This window comes from Aeromicrobium sp. REDSEA-S32_B7, assembly GCF_001626145.1.
In the GTDB taxonomy this organism is placed as follows: Bacteria; Actinomycetota; Actinomycetes; order Propionibacteriales; family Nocardioidaceae; genus Aeromicrobium; species Aeromicrobium erythreum.
The window spans coordinates 13,312-28,006 of record NZ_LUNF01000030.1; the positions used below are offsets into that span (position 1 = coordinate 13,312).

At 68.5% G+C, this 14,695-nt stretch carries 20 protein-coding genes and 1 tRNA gene; 9 read left to right on the forward strand and 12 right to left on the reverse strand.

Annotated features, from left to right (window positions below; genetic code table 11):
- Nucleotides 1-83 precede the first annotated feature (83 nt).
- Both A6Q79_RS01930 and A6Q79_RS01935 read left to right on the forward strand, forming a co-directional pair.
- Nucleotides 84-488 (forward strand): hypothetical protein, encoded by a 405-nt coding sequence (locus tag A6Q79_RS01930; RefSeq protein WP_317695799.1) that lies wholly within the window; start codon nucleotides 84-86, stop codon nucleotides 486-488.
- Nucleotides 485-943, forward strand: coding sequence for a hypothetical protein (locus A6Q79_RS01935; RefSeq protein WP_286690021.1), 459 nt, complete (start codon nucleotides 485-487; stop codon nucleotides 941-943). The genes A6Q79_RS01930 and A6Q79_RS01935 overlap by 4 nt, the downstream gene beginning before the upstream one ends.
- A 13-nt stretch (nucleotides 944-956) precedes the next feature.
- On the opposite strand, the gene A6Q79_RS01940 is transcribed toward A6Q79_RS01935, so the two are convergent.
- From A6Q79_RS01940 to A6Q79_RS01970, 7 genes are all read right to left on the reverse strand, one after another.
- Nucleotides 957-1,259 carry a hypothetical protein gene (locus A6Q79_RS01940; RefSeq protein WP_286690022.1) on the reverse strand — a complete coding sequence of 101 codons (303 nt, stop codon included), beginning with the start codon at nucleotides 1,257-1,259 and terminating at the stop codon, nucleotides 957-959.
- Between the two features lie 115 nt (nucleotides 1,260-1,374).
- Nucleotides 1,375-2,019, reverse strand: a complete 645-nt coding sequence (locus tag A6Q79_RS01945) for an HGGxSTG domain-containing protein (RefSeq protein ID WP_286690023.1) — start codon at nucleotides 2,017-2,019, stop codon at nucleotides 1,375-1,377.
- A 285-nt stretch (nucleotides 2,020-2,304) separates the two neighbouring features.
- Nucleotides 2,305-3,381: an AAA family ATPase gene (locus A6Q79_RS01950; RefSeq protein WP_286690024.1), complete on the reverse strand. Its 1,077-nt coding sequence runs from the start codon at nucleotides 3,379-3,381 to the stop codon at nucleotides 2,305-2,307.
- The gene (locus A6Q79_RS01955; RefSeq protein WP_286690025.1) at nucleotides 3,378-3,725 is read right to left on the reverse strand and encodes a hypothetical protein; all 348 of its coding nucleotides are present in this window, start codon (nucleotides 3,723-3,725) and stop codon (nucleotides 3,378-3,380) included. Before A6Q79_RS01955 ends, A6Q79_RS01950 begins: the two co-directional genes overlap by 4 nt.
- On the reverse strand, nucleotides 3,722-4,012 hold the full coding sequence (locus tag A6Q79_RS01960) for a hypothetical protein (protein WP_286690026.1): 291 nt from the start codon (nucleotides 4,010-4,012) through the stop codon (nucleotides 3,722-3,724). The genes A6Q79_RS01955 and A6Q79_RS01960 overlap by 4 nt, the downstream gene beginning before the upstream one ends.
- The gene (locus A6Q79_RS01965) at nucleotides 3,984-4,283 is read right to left on the reverse strand and encodes a helix-turn-helix domain-containing protein (protein WP_286690027.1); all 300 of its coding nucleotides are present in this window, start codon (nucleotides 4,281-4,283) and stop codon (nucleotides 3,984-3,986) included. Before A6Q79_RS01965 ends, A6Q79_RS01960 begins: the two co-directional genes overlap by 29 nt.
- Nucleotides 4,280-4,447: an AlpA family transcriptional regulator gene (locus A6Q79_RS01970; protein WP_286690028.1), complete on the reverse strand. Its 168-nt coding sequence runs from the start codon at nucleotides 4,445-4,447 to the stop codon at nucleotides 4,280-4,282. The genes A6Q79_RS01965 and A6Q79_RS01970 overlap by 4 nt, the downstream gene beginning before the upstream one ends.
- Nucleotides 4,448-4,568: 121 nt before the next feature.
- Between A6Q79_RS01970 and A6Q79_RS01975 the strand changes: the two genes are divergently transcribed.
- Genes A6Q79_RS01975 through A6Q79_RS01985 form a run of 3 tightly spaced genes read left to right on the forward strand, consistent with a single transcriptional unit; the run spans nucleotide 4,569 to nucleotide 7,041 of the window.
- Complete coding sequence (locus A6Q79_RS01975) at nucleotides 4,569-5,507, forward strand: hypothetical protein (RefSeq protein WP_286690029.1); 939 nt, start codon at nucleotides 4,569-4,571, stop codon at nucleotides 5,505-5,507.
- Nucleotides 5,504-6,697 carry a site-specific integrase gene (locus A6Q79_RS01980; RefSeq protein ID WP_286690030.1) on the forward strand — a complete coding sequence of 398 codons (1,194 nt, stop codon included), beginning with the start codon at nucleotides 5,504-5,506 and terminating at the stop codon, nucleotides 6,695-6,697. The genes A6Q79_RS01975 and A6Q79_RS01980 overlap by 4 nt, the downstream gene beginning before the upstream one ends.
- Entirely contained in the window at nucleotides 6,694-7,041 is a 348-nt protein-coding gene (locus tag A6Q79_RS01985; RefSeq protein WP_286690031.1) for a hypothetical protein, read from the forward strand. The genes A6Q79_RS01980 and A6Q79_RS01985 overlap by 4 nt, the downstream gene beginning before the upstream one ends.
- Before the next feature lie 96 nt (nucleotides 7,042-7,137).
- Here the strand turns inward: A6Q79_RS01985 and A6Q79_RS01990 are convergent.
- The 3 genes from A6Q79_RS01990 to A6Q79_RS02000 all read right to left on the reverse strand — a co-directional run bounded on the left by A6Q79_RS01990 (nucleotide 7,138) and on the right by A6Q79_RS02000 (nucleotide 8,229).
- Nucleotides 7,138-7,210 (reverse strand) — tRNA-Leu (locus A6Q79_RS01990).
- A gap of 41 nt (nucleotides 7,211-7,251) precedes the next feature.
- Nucleotides 7,252-7,641: a hypothetical protein gene (locus A6Q79_RS01995; protein ID WP_286690032.1), complete on the reverse strand. Its 390-nt coding sequence runs from the start codon at nucleotides 7,639-7,641 to the stop codon at nucleotides 7,252-7,254.
- Between the two features lie 90 nt (nucleotides 7,642-7,731).
- Entirely contained in the window at nucleotides 7,732-8,229 is a 498-nt protein-coding gene (locus A6Q79_RS02000; RefSeq protein ID WP_286690033.1) for an O-acetyl-ADP-ribose deacetylase, read from the reverse strand.
- Between the two features lie 141 nt (nucleotides 8,230-8,370).
- Here A6Q79_RS02000 and A6Q79_RS02005 point away from each other — a divergent pair, with 141 nt between their 5' ends.
- The 3 genes from A6Q79_RS02005 (at nucleotide 8,371) to A6Q79_RS02015 (ending at nucleotide 10,226) form a co-directional block, all read left to right on the forward strand.
- Complete coding sequence (locus tag A6Q79_RS02005) at nucleotides 8,371-8,781, forward strand: hypothetical protein (protein WP_286690034.1); 411 nt, start codon at nucleotides 8,371-8,373, stop codon at nucleotides 8,779-8,781.
- Nucleotides 8,782-8,850: 69 nt separating this feature from the next.
- Nucleotides 8,851-10,029 carry a hypothetical protein gene (locus A6Q79_RS02010; protein WP_286690035.1) on the forward strand — a complete coding sequence of 393 codons (1,179 nt, stop codon included), beginning with the start codon at nucleotides 8,851-8,853 and terminating at the stop codon, nucleotides 10,027-10,029.
- Nucleotides 10,026-10,226 carry a hypothetical protein gene (locus A6Q79_RS02015; protein ID WP_286690036.1) on the forward strand — a complete coding sequence of 67 codons (201 nt, stop codon included), beginning with the start codon at nucleotides 10,026-10,028 and terminating at the stop codon, nucleotides 10,224-10,226. Before A6Q79_RS02010 ends, A6Q79_RS02015 begins: the two co-directional genes overlap by 4 nt.
- A 27-nt stretch (nucleotides 10,227-10,253) precedes the next feature.
- Here the strand turns inward: A6Q79_RS02015 and A6Q79_RS02020 are convergent, their stop codons facing one another.
- Both A6Q79_RS02020 and A6Q79_RS02025 read right to left on the reverse strand, forming a co-directional pair.
- Complete coding sequence (locus A6Q79_RS02020) at nucleotides 10,254-12,635, reverse strand: AAA family ATPase (RefSeq protein WP_286690037.1); 2,382 nt, start codon at nucleotides 12,633-12,635, stop codon at nucleotides 10,254-10,256.
- A gap of 23 nt (nucleotides 12,636-12,658) precedes the next feature.
- Entirely contained in the window at nucleotides 12,659-13,228 is a 570-nt protein-coding gene (locus A6Q79_RS02025) for a hypothetical protein (protein WP_286690038.1), read from the reverse strand.
- 379 nt (nucleotides 13,229-13,607) lie between these two features.
- Between A6Q79_RS02025 and A6Q79_RS02030 the strand changes: the two genes are divergently transcribed.
- The gene (locus A6Q79_RS02030) at nucleotides 13,608-14,687 is read left to right on the forward strand and encodes a hypothetical protein (protein WP_286690039.1); all 1,080 of its coding nucleotides are present in this window, start codon (nucleotides 13,608-13,610) and stop codon (nucleotides 14,685-14,687) included.
- The last annotated feature ends 8 nt before the right edge of the window (nucleotides 14,688-14,695 follow it).

Genomic DNA, 14,695 nt, shown 5'->3' on the forward strand with positions numbered 1-14,695 from the left:
CACCGGACCAACTTCGCCAAGCGAGCCCGAACGTCGGACCTCAGACGTAGCCTCAACATCCCGACACCACCTCAGGAGCCGTCATGAACCAGCCCGCGCCCACGATCTGGGAGACGCTGCACAAGCCAGTGCTGCAGTCCGTTGTAGGGCTGATCAACGCCGACCGGTCAGACACCGGTGTCCAGATCCTCGAGATCATGCAGGACACAGACCTGCCCTCAGATGACGTGCTCGCCGCTCTACGCCGGCTGGAAGATGCAGGTCTTGTCGAGACGCGACTGGTCAGCCCAGTCCACGCAGGTCGGGTCGTCGCGGTCAGCGGCGGCGCCCAACAGCTCGCCGAGGCGTGGCCCTCAGCCGACTCCGTCGCCGATCGACTCCTAGCAATCCTCGAGGACGCGCGCAAGGCGCTCGACGCCCTGGGCAGCCTCGGCCGGGACCTGCTCGTCTCCGTCGCGGGCGCCGCAGCCGGCGTGGCGATGCAATGAGCGAGACGCTCCTGGCCGGGCTCGGTGGTGGTGTGCTTGCCCTGCTCGGCGGCTTCGGGGTGCAGTGGTTGGGGGGCAGACAAGCCCGCCGGTCTCGACGCTCCACTATCGCGGCCTCCTTTCTCGCCGACGTCAACGCGTTCTTGATCGTCACCATCAAGGCCAGCTCCCGCAACGAGTGGACCGATGTCGAATCCGCTCGCTCCTGGTTCGACGCCACCACATCGGCGCTCGACCCTCTTCGTCGATCCGGCCACGAACTTGCGCTCCTGACGCCTCGACTCCGCCAAGACATCATCGATTTGATGGAAGCCTGTGAGGATCTTCTGCTTCTCGCCGCCGAGGCGCCCAGGGCAGATGCGCCGCACGACGGAACGGACGAGTTCGGCAACTTGTCGATGGAGGTCCGCGGACGGACCGACCAATTGGCGAAGGCTCTCGCCGAACAGCGGTGACGAGGCAGCACGCTCACGCGCCATCGTCGACACCGCCTCGCTGGATCGACCCTGCCGGGACGACGACGGGCGACTGCATGACCCGCACCCACTCCTGCGCGACCCACTCGCGCATCGCTGCCCGCGACCGCTTCGGCATACGTCGCCACACGATCTGCACGGCAAGGTAGGTCGCCGCACGACGAGCAAGCTCAGGTGACATGTCGGCCGCCTCGGCACGGACTGCCTGCACAGCCTCGTCTCCGGTCTTCGCTCCGACAGCGGCCGTGATCAACCCGAGCGCGCGAGCAATGACGACCTGCGACGTGGCGGTCACGACACACCACACGCCATCGCGCGTCGACCCTCCGGTGTGACACCAAGCCACATTCGGCGGACATCGCCGCAGGTCAGCCGACCAGTGGTCACGGCGTGGTCACGCCGAAGCGCACTCATGCCCCGCCCTGGATCGCGCGCAGTTCCGACTGGCCCGAGTACTTGCGAAGCACCTCGGGAGCGACCACAGGCACCAGCGCCGCCTGCCGCGCATCCAGACCGAGGCGACCCAGGATCTCCTGGATAATCAAAGCCATCTGCCGCGCCTGCTCCTCGGTGACGCGCACCCGTCTCTCCTCGAACCCGGACCGCATCAGCACGTCCAAGAACTTCCCCGCGCGATCCATGGACCGCTCGTACAGGGCGACCTCGGCGCGAGTCTGCTCCGTGCCTGCCCCTGACGCTTCGTACCGGATCGCGTTCAGCGCATTCACCCGCTGCGCACATGCCGCCTGGAACGCGCGAGCCTCCGACGCCAGCAACGCCATCTCGTTGTACGGGTCCTCGATCGGCTTGAGGCCCTCGTGAGCCAGTACAGCGTTCAGCTCGGCCACAGCTGCCCGAGTCGCCAGCCGGCGCTCGCCAGCCTTCCGCGCCTGCGGACTCGAGCCGCCATGCATCCGGCAACGACGCTGACCACGCATCGCCCACGACCCACACTGCGAACCCGACCGCGTCTTCGCCTCGCAGCGCGACGCATGGGGTGCCTCGTCAGCGCCGAACCGCATGGGGTTGCTCGACGGCTCGCGGGGGTCAGTCATGGGTTTCTCCTTCGGCCGGGTGCTTCGCTGCTCGTCGTCGTGGTCGGCGTTCACGGGCTCGCGCTCGGATGAGGTCGATGCTCTGGCGTTGCGCCTGTCGGGCGCTGGTCGTCCGGTAGGGGGTCGAGGTGGATTTCATCGGTTGGCTCCTGCGTCGCTGCGATTCCGGTGGTCGAGGGACGTCGACCCTCGTCCTCGACCTATAGGCCGGGTCGAGGGGTCGAGGTCTCGACTCCCTGTCTGGGTCGAGGGGGGTCGAGGTGGGGGTCGAGGGGTCGAAGTTGGTCATTCGGATCCGCCTCCGTAGGGCTTGAGGAGCGCGTGTGGTGTGGCCTCGCTGAGGTAGCCGTCGAGCTGGAGGTAGGCGAGGGCCTTGCGGTTCTTCTCGGCCTTGCCTCCGAGAAGGGCCTGGACCTTGTTGGCAGAGAGAGGGCCGTGTTCTTCGATGGCGCGCACGATCTGTGTCATGACGTCGACAGGTCGGCGGTTGGGGTCGCCCTCGTGTGCGGCTTCGATGTAGACCTCGGCCCAGGTGTCGTTGTGGACCTCGACGACGAGGTCTCCGAACCAGTGGAGGCCGCTCTTGGAGGGCAGGGCGTGGCGGCGGAGGCCGCCGGGGCGGTCCTTGGCGATGCGGATGGTTGATCGGCCGGTGACGCCTTCGCCGAAGGCTGTGCGGTTCTCGAGGAGGAACGCGGCGCCGTCGAGGGCGTTGAGCTTGTGGACGCCGCCGATGGCGTAGCGGCCGCGGGTCTCGCGGTCCTTCGTGACGTGGTCGAGGCAGAGCACAGCGGGGCCCCAGGCGGAGAGCCTGCGGGGCAGGAGCCGTCCGAACTCGGCGATGTCGGCGTTGTCGAGCGGGTTCAGGCCGTGAAGGGTCATGGCTTCGGTGACTCCGTCAACGACGATGAAGGTGGTGGCGCTGGTGACGGCGCCGCGGAGGTCGTCGACGTTGATGGCGTGGCCGAGCTGAGTGGTCGGTCGGATGTAGCGGAAGTGGTCGTTGATCACCTGAGGGGCGACCTGCATGGTGAGGAGTCGTCCGACCACGCCTCCCTCGTCGTCTTCGAAGTCGAGGTATACGACGTCTCGGCCGTCGCGGATCTCCTGGGCAGCGAGCTCGAGGGCGAACCAGGTCTTGCCGGCTTCGGACTCGCTGGAAAGGGTGTGGACCTTGCCGGGGTAGAGGATGCCGATGCCATCCATGCGGCGACCGACCGACGGTTTGGGGCGCTCGTAGCGGCCGGAGAGGACGTCGGTGAGGTCGACGGGCTGCCAGGTGCGTTCGAAGCCGGGCATGGTCACCTCGCCGGCTTCGACGGCGCGCATGTATTCGTCGGCGTCCCAGTCGTTGGCGGTCACGCAGCCCCCGCTCCGAGCTGGCGTGCGATCTCGTCCACGAGCGTCGGGCTGATCTCGTTCACGTCGCAGACGTACGCGCGCATCCTGAAGACTTCAGCCAGGGTCGCGAGCCTGCGGTCGAGCGCAAGAATGCGTGGGTCGTCGGGGATGTGGTCGAGTCGGCCCCACCGGGCGCCGAAGTAGTCACCGGGCTTCGGGCGGGCGGCGTCGAGGCGGTCCGCTCGGTTCCGCCAGTGGGCGGCTGTGGCGCCGGCGAGGGCGTCCTGAACGATGCGGGAAGGGTGATCGAAGAGGATGTCGGCGAGGAAGTTGGCGGCTTCGCGCGCGGTGGGGGTCGTAGTCATGCGGACTGGTCACCGCCGCCCTCGCCGTAGATGAGACGCAGCGGCTGCGGCTCGAACTCGTGCGGCCGGGAGGGCCGCGGTCGGTAGTTTGTGTAGAAGGGTCGGGCGGCGTCGCGGGAAGCGCCCCAGGTAGCGCGATCCCACTGCTCGCGGGACATGTCGCAGGTGTCGAGCGCTGCGGCGAGGTCTTCCGCGGCCTGGGTTAGGCGCTTCTGGGCGTCGAAGATCGCGAGGAGGGGCGCGAGCTCGTCGTCCTGTTCAGGCGGCGTGGAGGGGCGTAGGCTCATCTCGACTTCCGTTCTGCTCGCCGGTGGACGTGGTCTGAGATGCCGTCTCCGTTGCTGCGGGGGCGGCATCACTTCGCGCGGGGTCGATGCCGGCCATGCGCCAGAGCTCGACGGTGGGGACGAGGACGTAGCGGCCAACCCGGACGGACTTGATCTGTCCGTTGTCGATGGCAGCGCGGACGGCCTTCTCGCTGATTCCGTCGGGCAGGTAGGCGGCGACCTCCGCGACCTTGAGAAGCGGCCTCTTGCGCGGATCGGGCAGCGCGGTCACGAGGCCGCGGCCTTCTGCTGTTGGAGCCATGCGTCGACGTCCGTGAGGTCGTAGAGGACGCGGCGCCCGATCTTGAACGACCGCGGACCCTTCCGTACCCGACGGAAGTACCGCAGGGTCTCTGTGGGCGTGCGGATGTACTCCGCGACCTCGTCTTCGGTCATGTAGGTAGCCATGCTGTCTGCCATCTCGGCCTCTCTTGGTGGTTCCTGTTGACAGCCTGTAGTTCGCGGTGAGAGAGTTCAAGCAATCAGCCAGGGACACCTAGGGACACAAGGGTGGGACATGCAGAACCAGCTCGTTCTGACCACGATGGAGTGGGCGGTCTGGCGCTATCCGTCGGCCGAGCTCTCAGCCGACGGGGCATGGGTGCTGTTCAGCGGAGAAGCCGAGTCGGTCCTGCCGAGCGACGTCTTCGAGGACGACGGCGACTTCGAGCCACGGCCTCGTCGTCTTCGACACTCAGTGGGCGACGCGTTCGATCATTTCCGTGCGCTCGCTGTCCTCAACGAAGGTCGGGCCGACCATCTCGTGGAGCACGTCCGTCGATTCGGGCTGTCGGTACTGTGCCGGGATCACGGCCTCCCGATGTGGCATCGAGTGCCGGACCGGACATCCCTCGAGGATGGCCGCGGTCCCGGACGTGGAGGGAGTTGCCTGGCGGGCGGGCCGTCGAAAAGCAGTCCGATCGCGGGAGTCCGGGTGGAAGAGGCTGTACGTCTCGCCACCTTCTTCGAAACGGTGTTGGACCTCGCCTACACCATTCGGCGCGGTCGGGTGATTGCACCGTGGCATGTCGAGGGTGTGAGCGTGCCGGGATACCCCGGTCGTGACATCGTTCAACGGCTTGCGTTGGAGGAGATCCAGCGCGACGGGAAGCCTCTGCCCGGCCGGTCGAGAGACCTGGTCTCTCGTGCCTCCGAGCGATTTCTTTCTCAGTGCGGCGTTCAAGCTGGTGTCTCTTGGCTGGAGCGACGACGTCCTGAGTTGGTGATGAAGGTTCAGGACTCGTGGGGGATGTACACCTTGGAGCTCGTCCGTCGCTTGAGCACGGACGGTGAGCGTCGGTCAATTTTCCAATGCGTGAACTGCGGGACGCCGGTCCAGTTGCCCCGTCGCCCACGCGACGGCGACCTCGTCTACTGCACAGCGGCGGACTGCCGTCGCGAAAAGGAACGCCAGCGCAAAGCTGCTCAGCGAGCAAGGAAGAGGAACGACTCATGAGCGACGGACGTCGCGGCAGCGTGAAGCAAGCCGCCAACGGAACGTGGGGCTTTATCGTCGACGTCGAGAGCGACGAGATCCTGCCTTCCGGCAAGCCGAAGCGCAAGCAGACCCGCCGCCGCGGGTTCGCGACCAAGAAGGCCGCGCAGGCCGAGCTCACGCGAGTCCTCACGTCACTCGAGCACGCGGAATACGTCGCCCCGAGCCGGCAGACCGTCGCCGAGTTCCTCCAGACCACGTGGCTGCCGTCAGTGCGGCACACGCTCAAGAGCTCGACGTACGACTCCTACGCTCGCAACATCCGTCTGCATGTCGCCGGCCGCTTTCTCGGTGCCCGGCAGCTGCAGAAGGTCGACGGCCAGTCCCTGAACCTGCTGTACTCGCTGCTCCTCGACGGGGACGACGATCATCGCAAGCTCTCGGTGAAATCGGTCCGCTACATCGCGATGATCCTGCACCGCGCATTCCGCGATGCGCAGAAGTGGGGCGCGCTCAGTCACAACCCCGTCGACCGGTCCGACCCGCCGGCACTGACGGCCGCGCGCGAGATGAAGACGTGGACGACCGAGCAGGCACGCACGTTCCTCGCCTTTGTGAGGGACGACAGGAACTATGGCGCCTACCAGTTGATGCTTTACACGGGCATGCGCCGCGGAGAGGCGCTCGGCCTGAAGTGGTCTGACATCGACCTCGACGCGCGGCACCTGCGAATCGTCCGCAGCTACGTCTCCACCGGCGCGCAGCGCAAGGGCGACATTGCGGCCGAGTTCAGCAGCCCGAAGACCGCGAAGGGGCGGCGACAGCTTGCGCTCGACGACGGCACGATCGCCGCGCTGCGCGCCCACCGCGCGCGGCAGAACCAGGAGCGCCTCGCCCTTGGGATCGGGTACGACGACCAGGACATGGTGTTCGCCGCCGCTGACGGTCGGCCGATCCACCCGAAGGTGTTCAGTGACAAGTTCCGTCGTGACGTCCTCGCCTCGGGCGTTCCACTGATCCGCCTGCACGACCTGCGCCACACCTATGCCACGGTCGCGCTCAACGCTGGCGTGCACCCGAAGATCGTCCAGGAGCGCCTGGGGCACTCGAGCATCAGCGTGACGCTGGACATCTACAGCCACGTGGACCTTGAGATGCAGTCTGTGGCGGCGGCGCGGGTCGCGGCCCTTCTGACAGGAGATCCCTCATGAGCGACAACATCCATGCCGAAGTCGTCGACGCGATCGTGAAGGCGTGGACGGCCCTCGATCCCAGCGCGCTGCAGGGGCTGTCGGAGGTGACTCGCGAAGAGAAGGAGGCGGCCGATGCGCTCATCCTCGAGGCGTTCTCGTTGCGTCAGCCACAGGGCGAAGCGTTCCTGAAGGTGTACGAGGTCTTCCAAGACGCCGGCCTCAAGGTTGCGGGCATGTCCTGGCCCGAGGTCTTCGACCGGCTCGACGACTCACACATTGCGAGACTGCGCGAGCTCTACCCGGCCATCCCTCAGGGCGGCCGTGCTGAGTTCGACCGCCGATTCGGAAGGCCCGATCTGTGAGCCCGCGTGACCACTTCGTGACCACCGAGCCCTTCACGGCCTCAGGATCACAAACGAACTTGCCTCTGACCTGCGGCAATGTGCCGTTCAGGTCCGTGCTCCCGGTGGGGGTCGAACCCACACTGGGGCGGGTTTAAGCCGCCTGCCTCTGCCATTGGGCTACGGGAGCGCGATGTCAGACTAGGCGTTCCAAGCGCCGAGGAGGAACGGCTACTCCTGTGGCCACACGGACACGATGCCCTTGCCGCCAGGCTTGACCCAAAGGGCCACGGTTGCCTCCCCGCTCTTTGTACCTAGGGTCCTTCGGTACTCAGCAGCGTTCGCGCGCGACAGGTAGGCGACGACGTGGTTGTCGACGACCACAGCAACGGCGTTCGGGTCGTGAGGGTTGCGGGCCTCGGGAGTCAGGTGAGCGACGAAAGACTCGTTGATCGGCAAGCGACAGTTCTTGAGGGACGCAGGCGCGTGCCCCCGGGCCTTCAACAGGCCGACGAGTGCCGATTGATAGAACGACTCCCCCACGAACAGCTGCTCACCACGCACCGGCGTGAAGGTCACTGATGGCGGTGGCTGCTTGAACAGCTCGCTGAAAAATCCCATCCCCGGAACCTACGTGCCTTCGTCCACTCAGGAGGCTGTATCGCAAATTCACCGTTTGATGTAGGCGGCGCAACCGAATCGAGGCGGCAATCAAGCCTCGAGCCGACGTGCGATCGCGTCGAACGCGCGCTTGTCGTAGGCGACGAGCCGGGCCCAAGCGACCTGCGTAGGGGTGGAGCGGAGGGTGTCGACGGCTGCCGCGACGGCGTCGTCGAACGGCCAGCCGTAGGAGCCCGCGCTGATCAGCGGGAAGGCGATCGATGTGGCGCCGAGCTCGTCGGCCACGGTCAGGGCTTTGGCGTAGCACGACGTCAGCAGCGTGCGGTCGCGCTCGCCGCGGTTGTGGTTCGGTCCCACGACGTGGATCACCCACCTCGACGGCATGCGGCCGGCCGTCGTCCAACCGGCCTGGCCCGTCTCCAGACCGTGCGGGAAGCGGCGACGGCAGTCCTCCAGCACCTCCGGGCCGCCCGCGCGGTGGATCGCGCCGTCCACCCCTCCCCCGCCACGCATGGCACGGTTCGCCGCGTTGACCACGGCGTCGACGTCCTGGGCCGTGATGTCGCCCTGCACCACCTCGAGTTCCATCCCCCTACTACACCACCCACGGCGGTGAGGTGAAGCGTCGTTCACGAGTTCGAGAGGTGCGGTCGGGGTTGCCGCCGGCGTCGGCGGAAAGTGGCACCCTTGCCGAGGAGCACCGACCAACGCGTGCCCGGAGGGAGATCCGTGGACGTCAAGCGAGCGCACGTCGCGGTCGTCGTCGTGGCTGCCGCCAGCGCAGCCACCGTGTGGACCGTGACCGGACGAGCCGAAGGTCTCGGGGCGCTCACCACTGCCGTGGCCGTCGCCGCCTGGACGGCGTGGGTGATCGTCGGTCGACGCCGACGGGACGCGCGACGCTCGCTCGCGGACGGCGGGACCGCCCGACGCGACGACCTGAGTGTCGACGACTGCCTGAACATCCTCTTCGTCGTGGTCATGTGCCAGCCCCTCCTGCGCTACGTCGCGCGCGCCGAGGCCGCGGCGGACGGCGCCCTCTGGGTCGGTACCGCGGTCGCCGCCTATCTCGTCTGGGCCTACTACGGACGCCCTCGACTCAAGCGACGGTCAGTTTCCGCACCCGCAGCCGACTCCTGACGGTCAGACCCCGCCGACGCACGCGAAGAACTCGTCGGCCGAGGTGTCCTTCTGACGACCCTGCGCGCCTTGGCTGCCCCGAGCAGCACACGACTCGGTCAGCCGTTACCTGATGAAGCACGGGATCGGAAGAGTTCTTCACGAACTCGAGAAGACGGGGCCGCGCGCTCGCGCGAGGGGTGGTCCCTCCGGCAGCGTGACCCGCGAGCACGAGAGTCGAGGGAGAGCTGCATGAGCGTCACCAAGAGTCGCGCGACGGTCGCCGCCGTCACCGTCGCCGCCGGCATCGGACTGTGGACGTCGAACGGAACCGCTGAAACCGTCGCAGCGGCTGCTGCCGTCACGCTGTTGGTCGCATGCAGCGTTGCTGACCGACCCGGATGGTCCCGACACCGACCCGTGAAGATCACGCGAACGGACGCATGGGTCGGGAGGTCGAAACCTCTTCTCACGAGTGGTCTCGTCACCGGGACGGCCCTGGCGCTCGTGTGCGTCACCGGGGTGAATGCGGGTGCCGCCTCGAGAGAGGACCCGACGGAGTCGTTCACCCATGCCATCTCCGACGGCACGACGAGGGCGGGCTCGACTGTCGCGCAGCCGAACGCTGAGGTTGACGTCCCGACGTCGGGCGAGAGTGAGATCGTCGCGGCCGGTGTCGGCGGGACCGTCACCATCGACACGCCAGCGAAGGGCCGCGGGGAGGTCGCCGACGACGAGCTCACTCGCGTCTACAACGGAGAGCACGACGACAGCCGCGTCGCCGTCCAGCCCACCGCCGACGGGGTGCGCGCAGCCATCGCGATCGACTCCGCCGACGCTCCTGAGCGCTACCCGTTCGAGCTCGGCGGCGACGCCGAACGGCTCGTGCTGGACGAGCAGGACGGCAGCGTCTGGGTGTTCGGGAACGGCAAGGAACCGCTCGGCCACTTCGAGTCTCCCTGGGCCTACGACGCGGCCGGCAGGCCCGTTCCCACCCACTACGAGGTCAGCGGCACGACGCTCACCCAGGTCGTGGAGCACAAGGCGGGCAACTTCAGCTACGGGATCACTGCAGACCCGAAGTGGAGCAAGAAGTGGATCAAGAAGTTCAAGAAGCTCTTCAAGGTGTGCCTGGGCCTCACGCTCAGTACCGAGGCGCTCCTGCAGCTGGTCAGCTCGCCAAACAAGGCAGCGAAGTTCATGGTCCGCCGTCTCGGCCTGTTCGGCGCGGTGTACTGCGGCGGAGGAATCATCGAGGAGCTCCTGTGACCAAGACACCCCCACACCACGACGCCACCACCACGTTCTTCGGCGCCTCCATGATCCTCATGGCAGCGATCATCGGGCCCGGCCTGATCGCGATGTTCCTGACCGACGACTTCTGGCTGATCCTCGCGACGATGGCGGTCGGAGCGTTCGTCGGGCTCGTCATCCGGGCGCGGATGGACCAGCCTCCGCGAGGCTGAGCCGACCGCACCATCCCGACGGTGTCGTCAGACCACGCCCACCCACGCGAAGAACTCGTCCGCGGAGATCACCGGCTTGCCGTACTCGCGGGCCTTGCGCGCCTTGCCCGACTGGGTGCCGACCTCGGCGACGACGAGGAGGTCGCACCTCGTCTTCGTCACGTTGGCGGCGGGGGCGAGGCCGGCGTCGCGGGCGAGGCGCTCCATCTCGTCGCGCCCGTAGGTCCGCCCCGACGGCGACGTGGCGGTGCCGGTGAAGCACACGCGCGCGCCGGGCTGTAGCACGTCGGACGCCGACGGGTTGGCTGCATCGATGGTCGCGACGAGGTCGTCGACGAAGCGCTCGTCCAGCAGCTTCTCGACCATCCGCAGGCGCTCGACGAGCTGGGGCGAGAGGCGCGACGCCTTCGTCGCGACGTTGGCCAGCCGCGCGACCACCGCGTCGGCCACCACCCGCGGAGGGCGCTCCCCCGACGGCACAGAAGCACCGCCGAGCAGCGTCGCGCTCACCCCGACGCTGGCCTCCACGAGCGCGGAGAGGGTGGGGAGGCGGTCGGTCGACGGGGGCGTGAGGTCGGGGTCCCGCGTGAGCAGGTAGCTCGGGTCGGGCAGGCCCTCGGCCGGCTCGAACGGCGTGCTGGCGGCGACGGCCAGGCCCTCGTCGCGCATCCGCGTGAACGCCGACAGCGCCGCGCGCGCCTGGTCGGCCGCACGCCCCGACGACATCGCCATCCGCTCCGCCGACGACAACCCGCCGAACGGCAGCTCGACGCCGAAACCCATCGGCACCACGTGCTGCAGTCGCTTGAGCTCGAAGTCGACCTTGCCGAGGGCGTCGTCCACCCGCGAGCCGACCAGCGTGACGCCCTCCAGCAGCGGCGCCAGCACCGCCCACGCCTCCGGCAGGGTCGGCGCCAGCAGCACGTCGTCGGCGGAGATGCCGAAGCGGGCGCGCGCGTCGGCGAGGTCGCGCTCGGGGTTCACGAGCGTGCTCACCGCGGTGCCGTCGTCGAACGCGACCGCCAGCTCCACGGGTCGGGGCCGCGAGAACGTGCCCTCGTCGCCGACGAAGCAGACCCCCAGCGCCGCGAAGCGGTCCGGCGCCGTGCGCGCCACCTCGCCCGACAGGAACCGCGTGACCCGACGGTCGGTGCGCAGGTGCCGCGGCTCGATCGGCCGCTTCAGCACCAGCCCCGCCATCGACGTCGCCCGGCTCAGCGCCACGTACACCTGGCCGGTCGCGAACACGCCGCCCGTCAGGTCGACGACGAGCCGGTCGAGCGTCTGCCCCTGGCTCTTGTGGATCGTGATCGCCCACGCCAACCGGCACGGCAGCTGCCGGTACGTGCCCACGACCCCGCGGGTCAGCGTGCCGCCGTCGACGACCGGCCGCGTCACCTCCCACGTGTACTCATCGACCGTGACGACCGAGCCGTCGGCCAGCTCCACCTCCAGCTCGACGTCGCCCGAGACGTCGTCGGCCTCGATGCCCACGACGCGCGCGAGCGAGCCGTTGACCCACCGGTCGCTGGGGTCGTTGGTGAGCATCATGACCTGCGCGCCGACCTTCAGCCGCAGCACCGTGTCGGTGGGCGGGTCGAACCCGCCGAGGTCGCCACTCTCCCGCGCGACGCTCGTGACGACCTCGCCCGGGAGCCGCTCCAGCCGCTCGCGGTTGCGGGCCGTGACGATCGAGTTCGACGGCGCGAGCGTCAGCCACAGCTCGTCCTCCGGCGGCTCGAAGTCGCGATCGACGCGGCTGTTCAGCTCCTCGCGCGCCTGCTCCAGCAGCACCCCCTCGCGCACCGCGTTGAGCAGCCCGGTGAGGGTATCGTCGCCGAGCTGGCGGAACACCGTCGTGAGCGCGACGGTCGGGAACGCGTCGCGGTCGAAGCAGTGCGCCGAGTAGAAGTACTCGGTGTCGTAGTGGGTGCGGAAGAACTCGGTCTCGCGGTCGCCGACGATCGGCGGCAGCTGCAGAAGGTCACCGACGAGCACCACCTGCACCCCACCGAACGGCTCCCCCTCGCGCGGCCCGAAGCGACGCAGCGCGGCCTCGACCATGTCGAGCACGTCGGCGCGCACCATCGACGCCTCGTCGACGACGAGCGTCTGCAGACCGCGGATCGCGCGCGTGAACCGTCCCGGCCGGTAGCTGCCGGAGCGGACGTCGTCGAGCGTCGTGGTCGGGCGGAAGCCGAACAGCCGATGGATCGTGTAGCCGTCGACGTTCAGCGCGGCGATGCCGGTCGGTGCGGCCACCACCACGCGGCGCTCCGTCGTCTCCAGGAAGTGCCGCACGAGCGTCGACTTGCCGGTGCCCGCCTTGCCCGTAAGGAACAGGTGGCTGCCCGACTCCAGGAGCTCCAGCGCGCGCTCGATCTCCGGCGTGATGGTCAGGTCGGGCACGAGGTCAGGGTGTCACGCGAGGGTCAGGAGTCGGTCGCGAACGTGTACGCGACGTCGGCGCCGGGGTCGATGCTGGTGATGAGTCGTCCGTAGAACGCCTTCGTCTGCTCCTCGAGGGCCTCGCGGTTCTTCGCGACGTACTCCGCCTGTTGGCCGTCGCCGAGGATCTTGTTGACCAGCTCGAACCGGTCGACGTCCGCCGTCACAAAGCTGAGCACGCCGCCGTCAGTCACGGCCTCCTCGAACTTCGGCTGGTCGTAGCCGATGAACGTGAACGCCGGCACCGACACCGAGTAGCCGTCGGCGCCGTCCCGGGAGACGTCGACCTTCGCACCATCGATCCCCAGCTTCGCGGTGAACTCGTACTGGACGTACACCGTCTCGCTCGTACCGGGCACGCTCCGCCCGAAGATCGTGGAGCTGCGCTTCTCGCTGGTGATCCCCTGGATGTTCAGGCCCACCAGCGCGACCTCCTCGGTCCGCTCCACGGCCTGGATCACCTGGGAGTCCCTGCTCCTGGACTCGATCCCGAAGGGCGACAGGAACCCGGCGTTCCTCGACACGACGAGCCCGCCGACCAGCAGCGCAAGCACACCTACGACGGCAAGGACGCGTGTCAACCACTTCACTGCGAGGCTCCCGGGGAGGTTGGCGACGAAGCACGGGGCCGCGGGCTCCGGCGTCGCTCGAGGCGAGTCTCCACGGTATCGGCCGACCACGTGGTTGTCGTTCCGAACGTCCGTCGGTGCCGACGCCCTGCGACGGCACACGACCCCGTCGAGCGGGCCCGACACGAGCACAGCCCATCCCCTCGTCCGTCCATCGCGGCGCGACGCATACCCCATCGCAGCCGTCGACGGAAGGCTTCTTCAGGAGATCGAGAGAAGGGCGCGCCGAGCCTGCCGGCCCTGCGAGTGTCGCGATCGCAGCGCCGCTCACCCGGTGGCGCCCGATCACGAGAGAGCGGCCCCCATGCCCCCTTCCGCCCCCTTGACCGCGGTCACGACGGTCACCGCCACCGCGGTGCTCGCCGGCCTGCTCGCGGCCCCGTCCACCCGTCCCCCCGTCCTGCACGGCGCGTCCGACACCTCCGTCTTACCCACCACGCAGCGCATCGACGACGGGTCCACCCGCACCGTCGACACGACCGACCCGTCCGACGAGCGACTCCCTCTCAACGGCGACCTGACCCCCACCACCCCCACACCGGCGCCGGTCTACCCGGGCGGCTCGGGCTGGGAACCGATCCGTCGCTCGACCACGCAGCAGATCACCATCGGCGGGGTCGGCACCGTGCCCGCCGACGCCTTCGGCGCGCGGCTCAAGATCAGCGGCCGCTGGCTGACGAAGAAGGACGCCGGCGTGCTCGCGGTCCGCGACCCCGAGCTGGCCGGCGACGTCATGTGGATCGAACGTCCCCCCGCGTCGAGCTACGTCTCGACCGAGACCTTCGCGACGACCCTCTCGCAGGACGGCACGATCGAGATCCAGAACTCCTCCCGCACCGACATCGACGTCAAGGTCGAGGTGCTCGGCTGGTACACCGACCCCGACCCGCAGAGCGACGTCGGCGCCGGCGTCGAGGACGGCTTCGCGCTGATCGAGCAGATCCCCGACGCCGAGACCACCACGCAGGACGACATCGACGCCTGGCTCGCCGACCAGGGCCTGGCCCGCGAGGAGTCCGTGTCCGACGCGGACTCCACCGAGGCGAGCCCCGCGGTCTTCGACCCGCGCACCGACCGCTCGGCCCTCGCGACCGGCGCGGCCGCGTGCGTCCGCTCGATCGTCATCGCCGTCATCAGCAACATCTTCCTCGTCGCCAAGCTGGCGAAGGTGAAGGCGGCGATCAAGGCCGTGGGCGGTGCGAAGAAGGCCTACCGCGCGCTGCGCAAGGCGTACAAGGCCTACCGCAAGGCGGGCTACGGCCGGTCGTCGTCGGCCAAGTACGCCTTCCGGAAGGTGTTCAAGCGCGACGGCGTGGGCAAGGAGGCGCAGGCCGTCCTGCTCGAGATCGCGTCCGTCCAGGGCGTCATCGACAACTGCTTCTAGGGGGCACC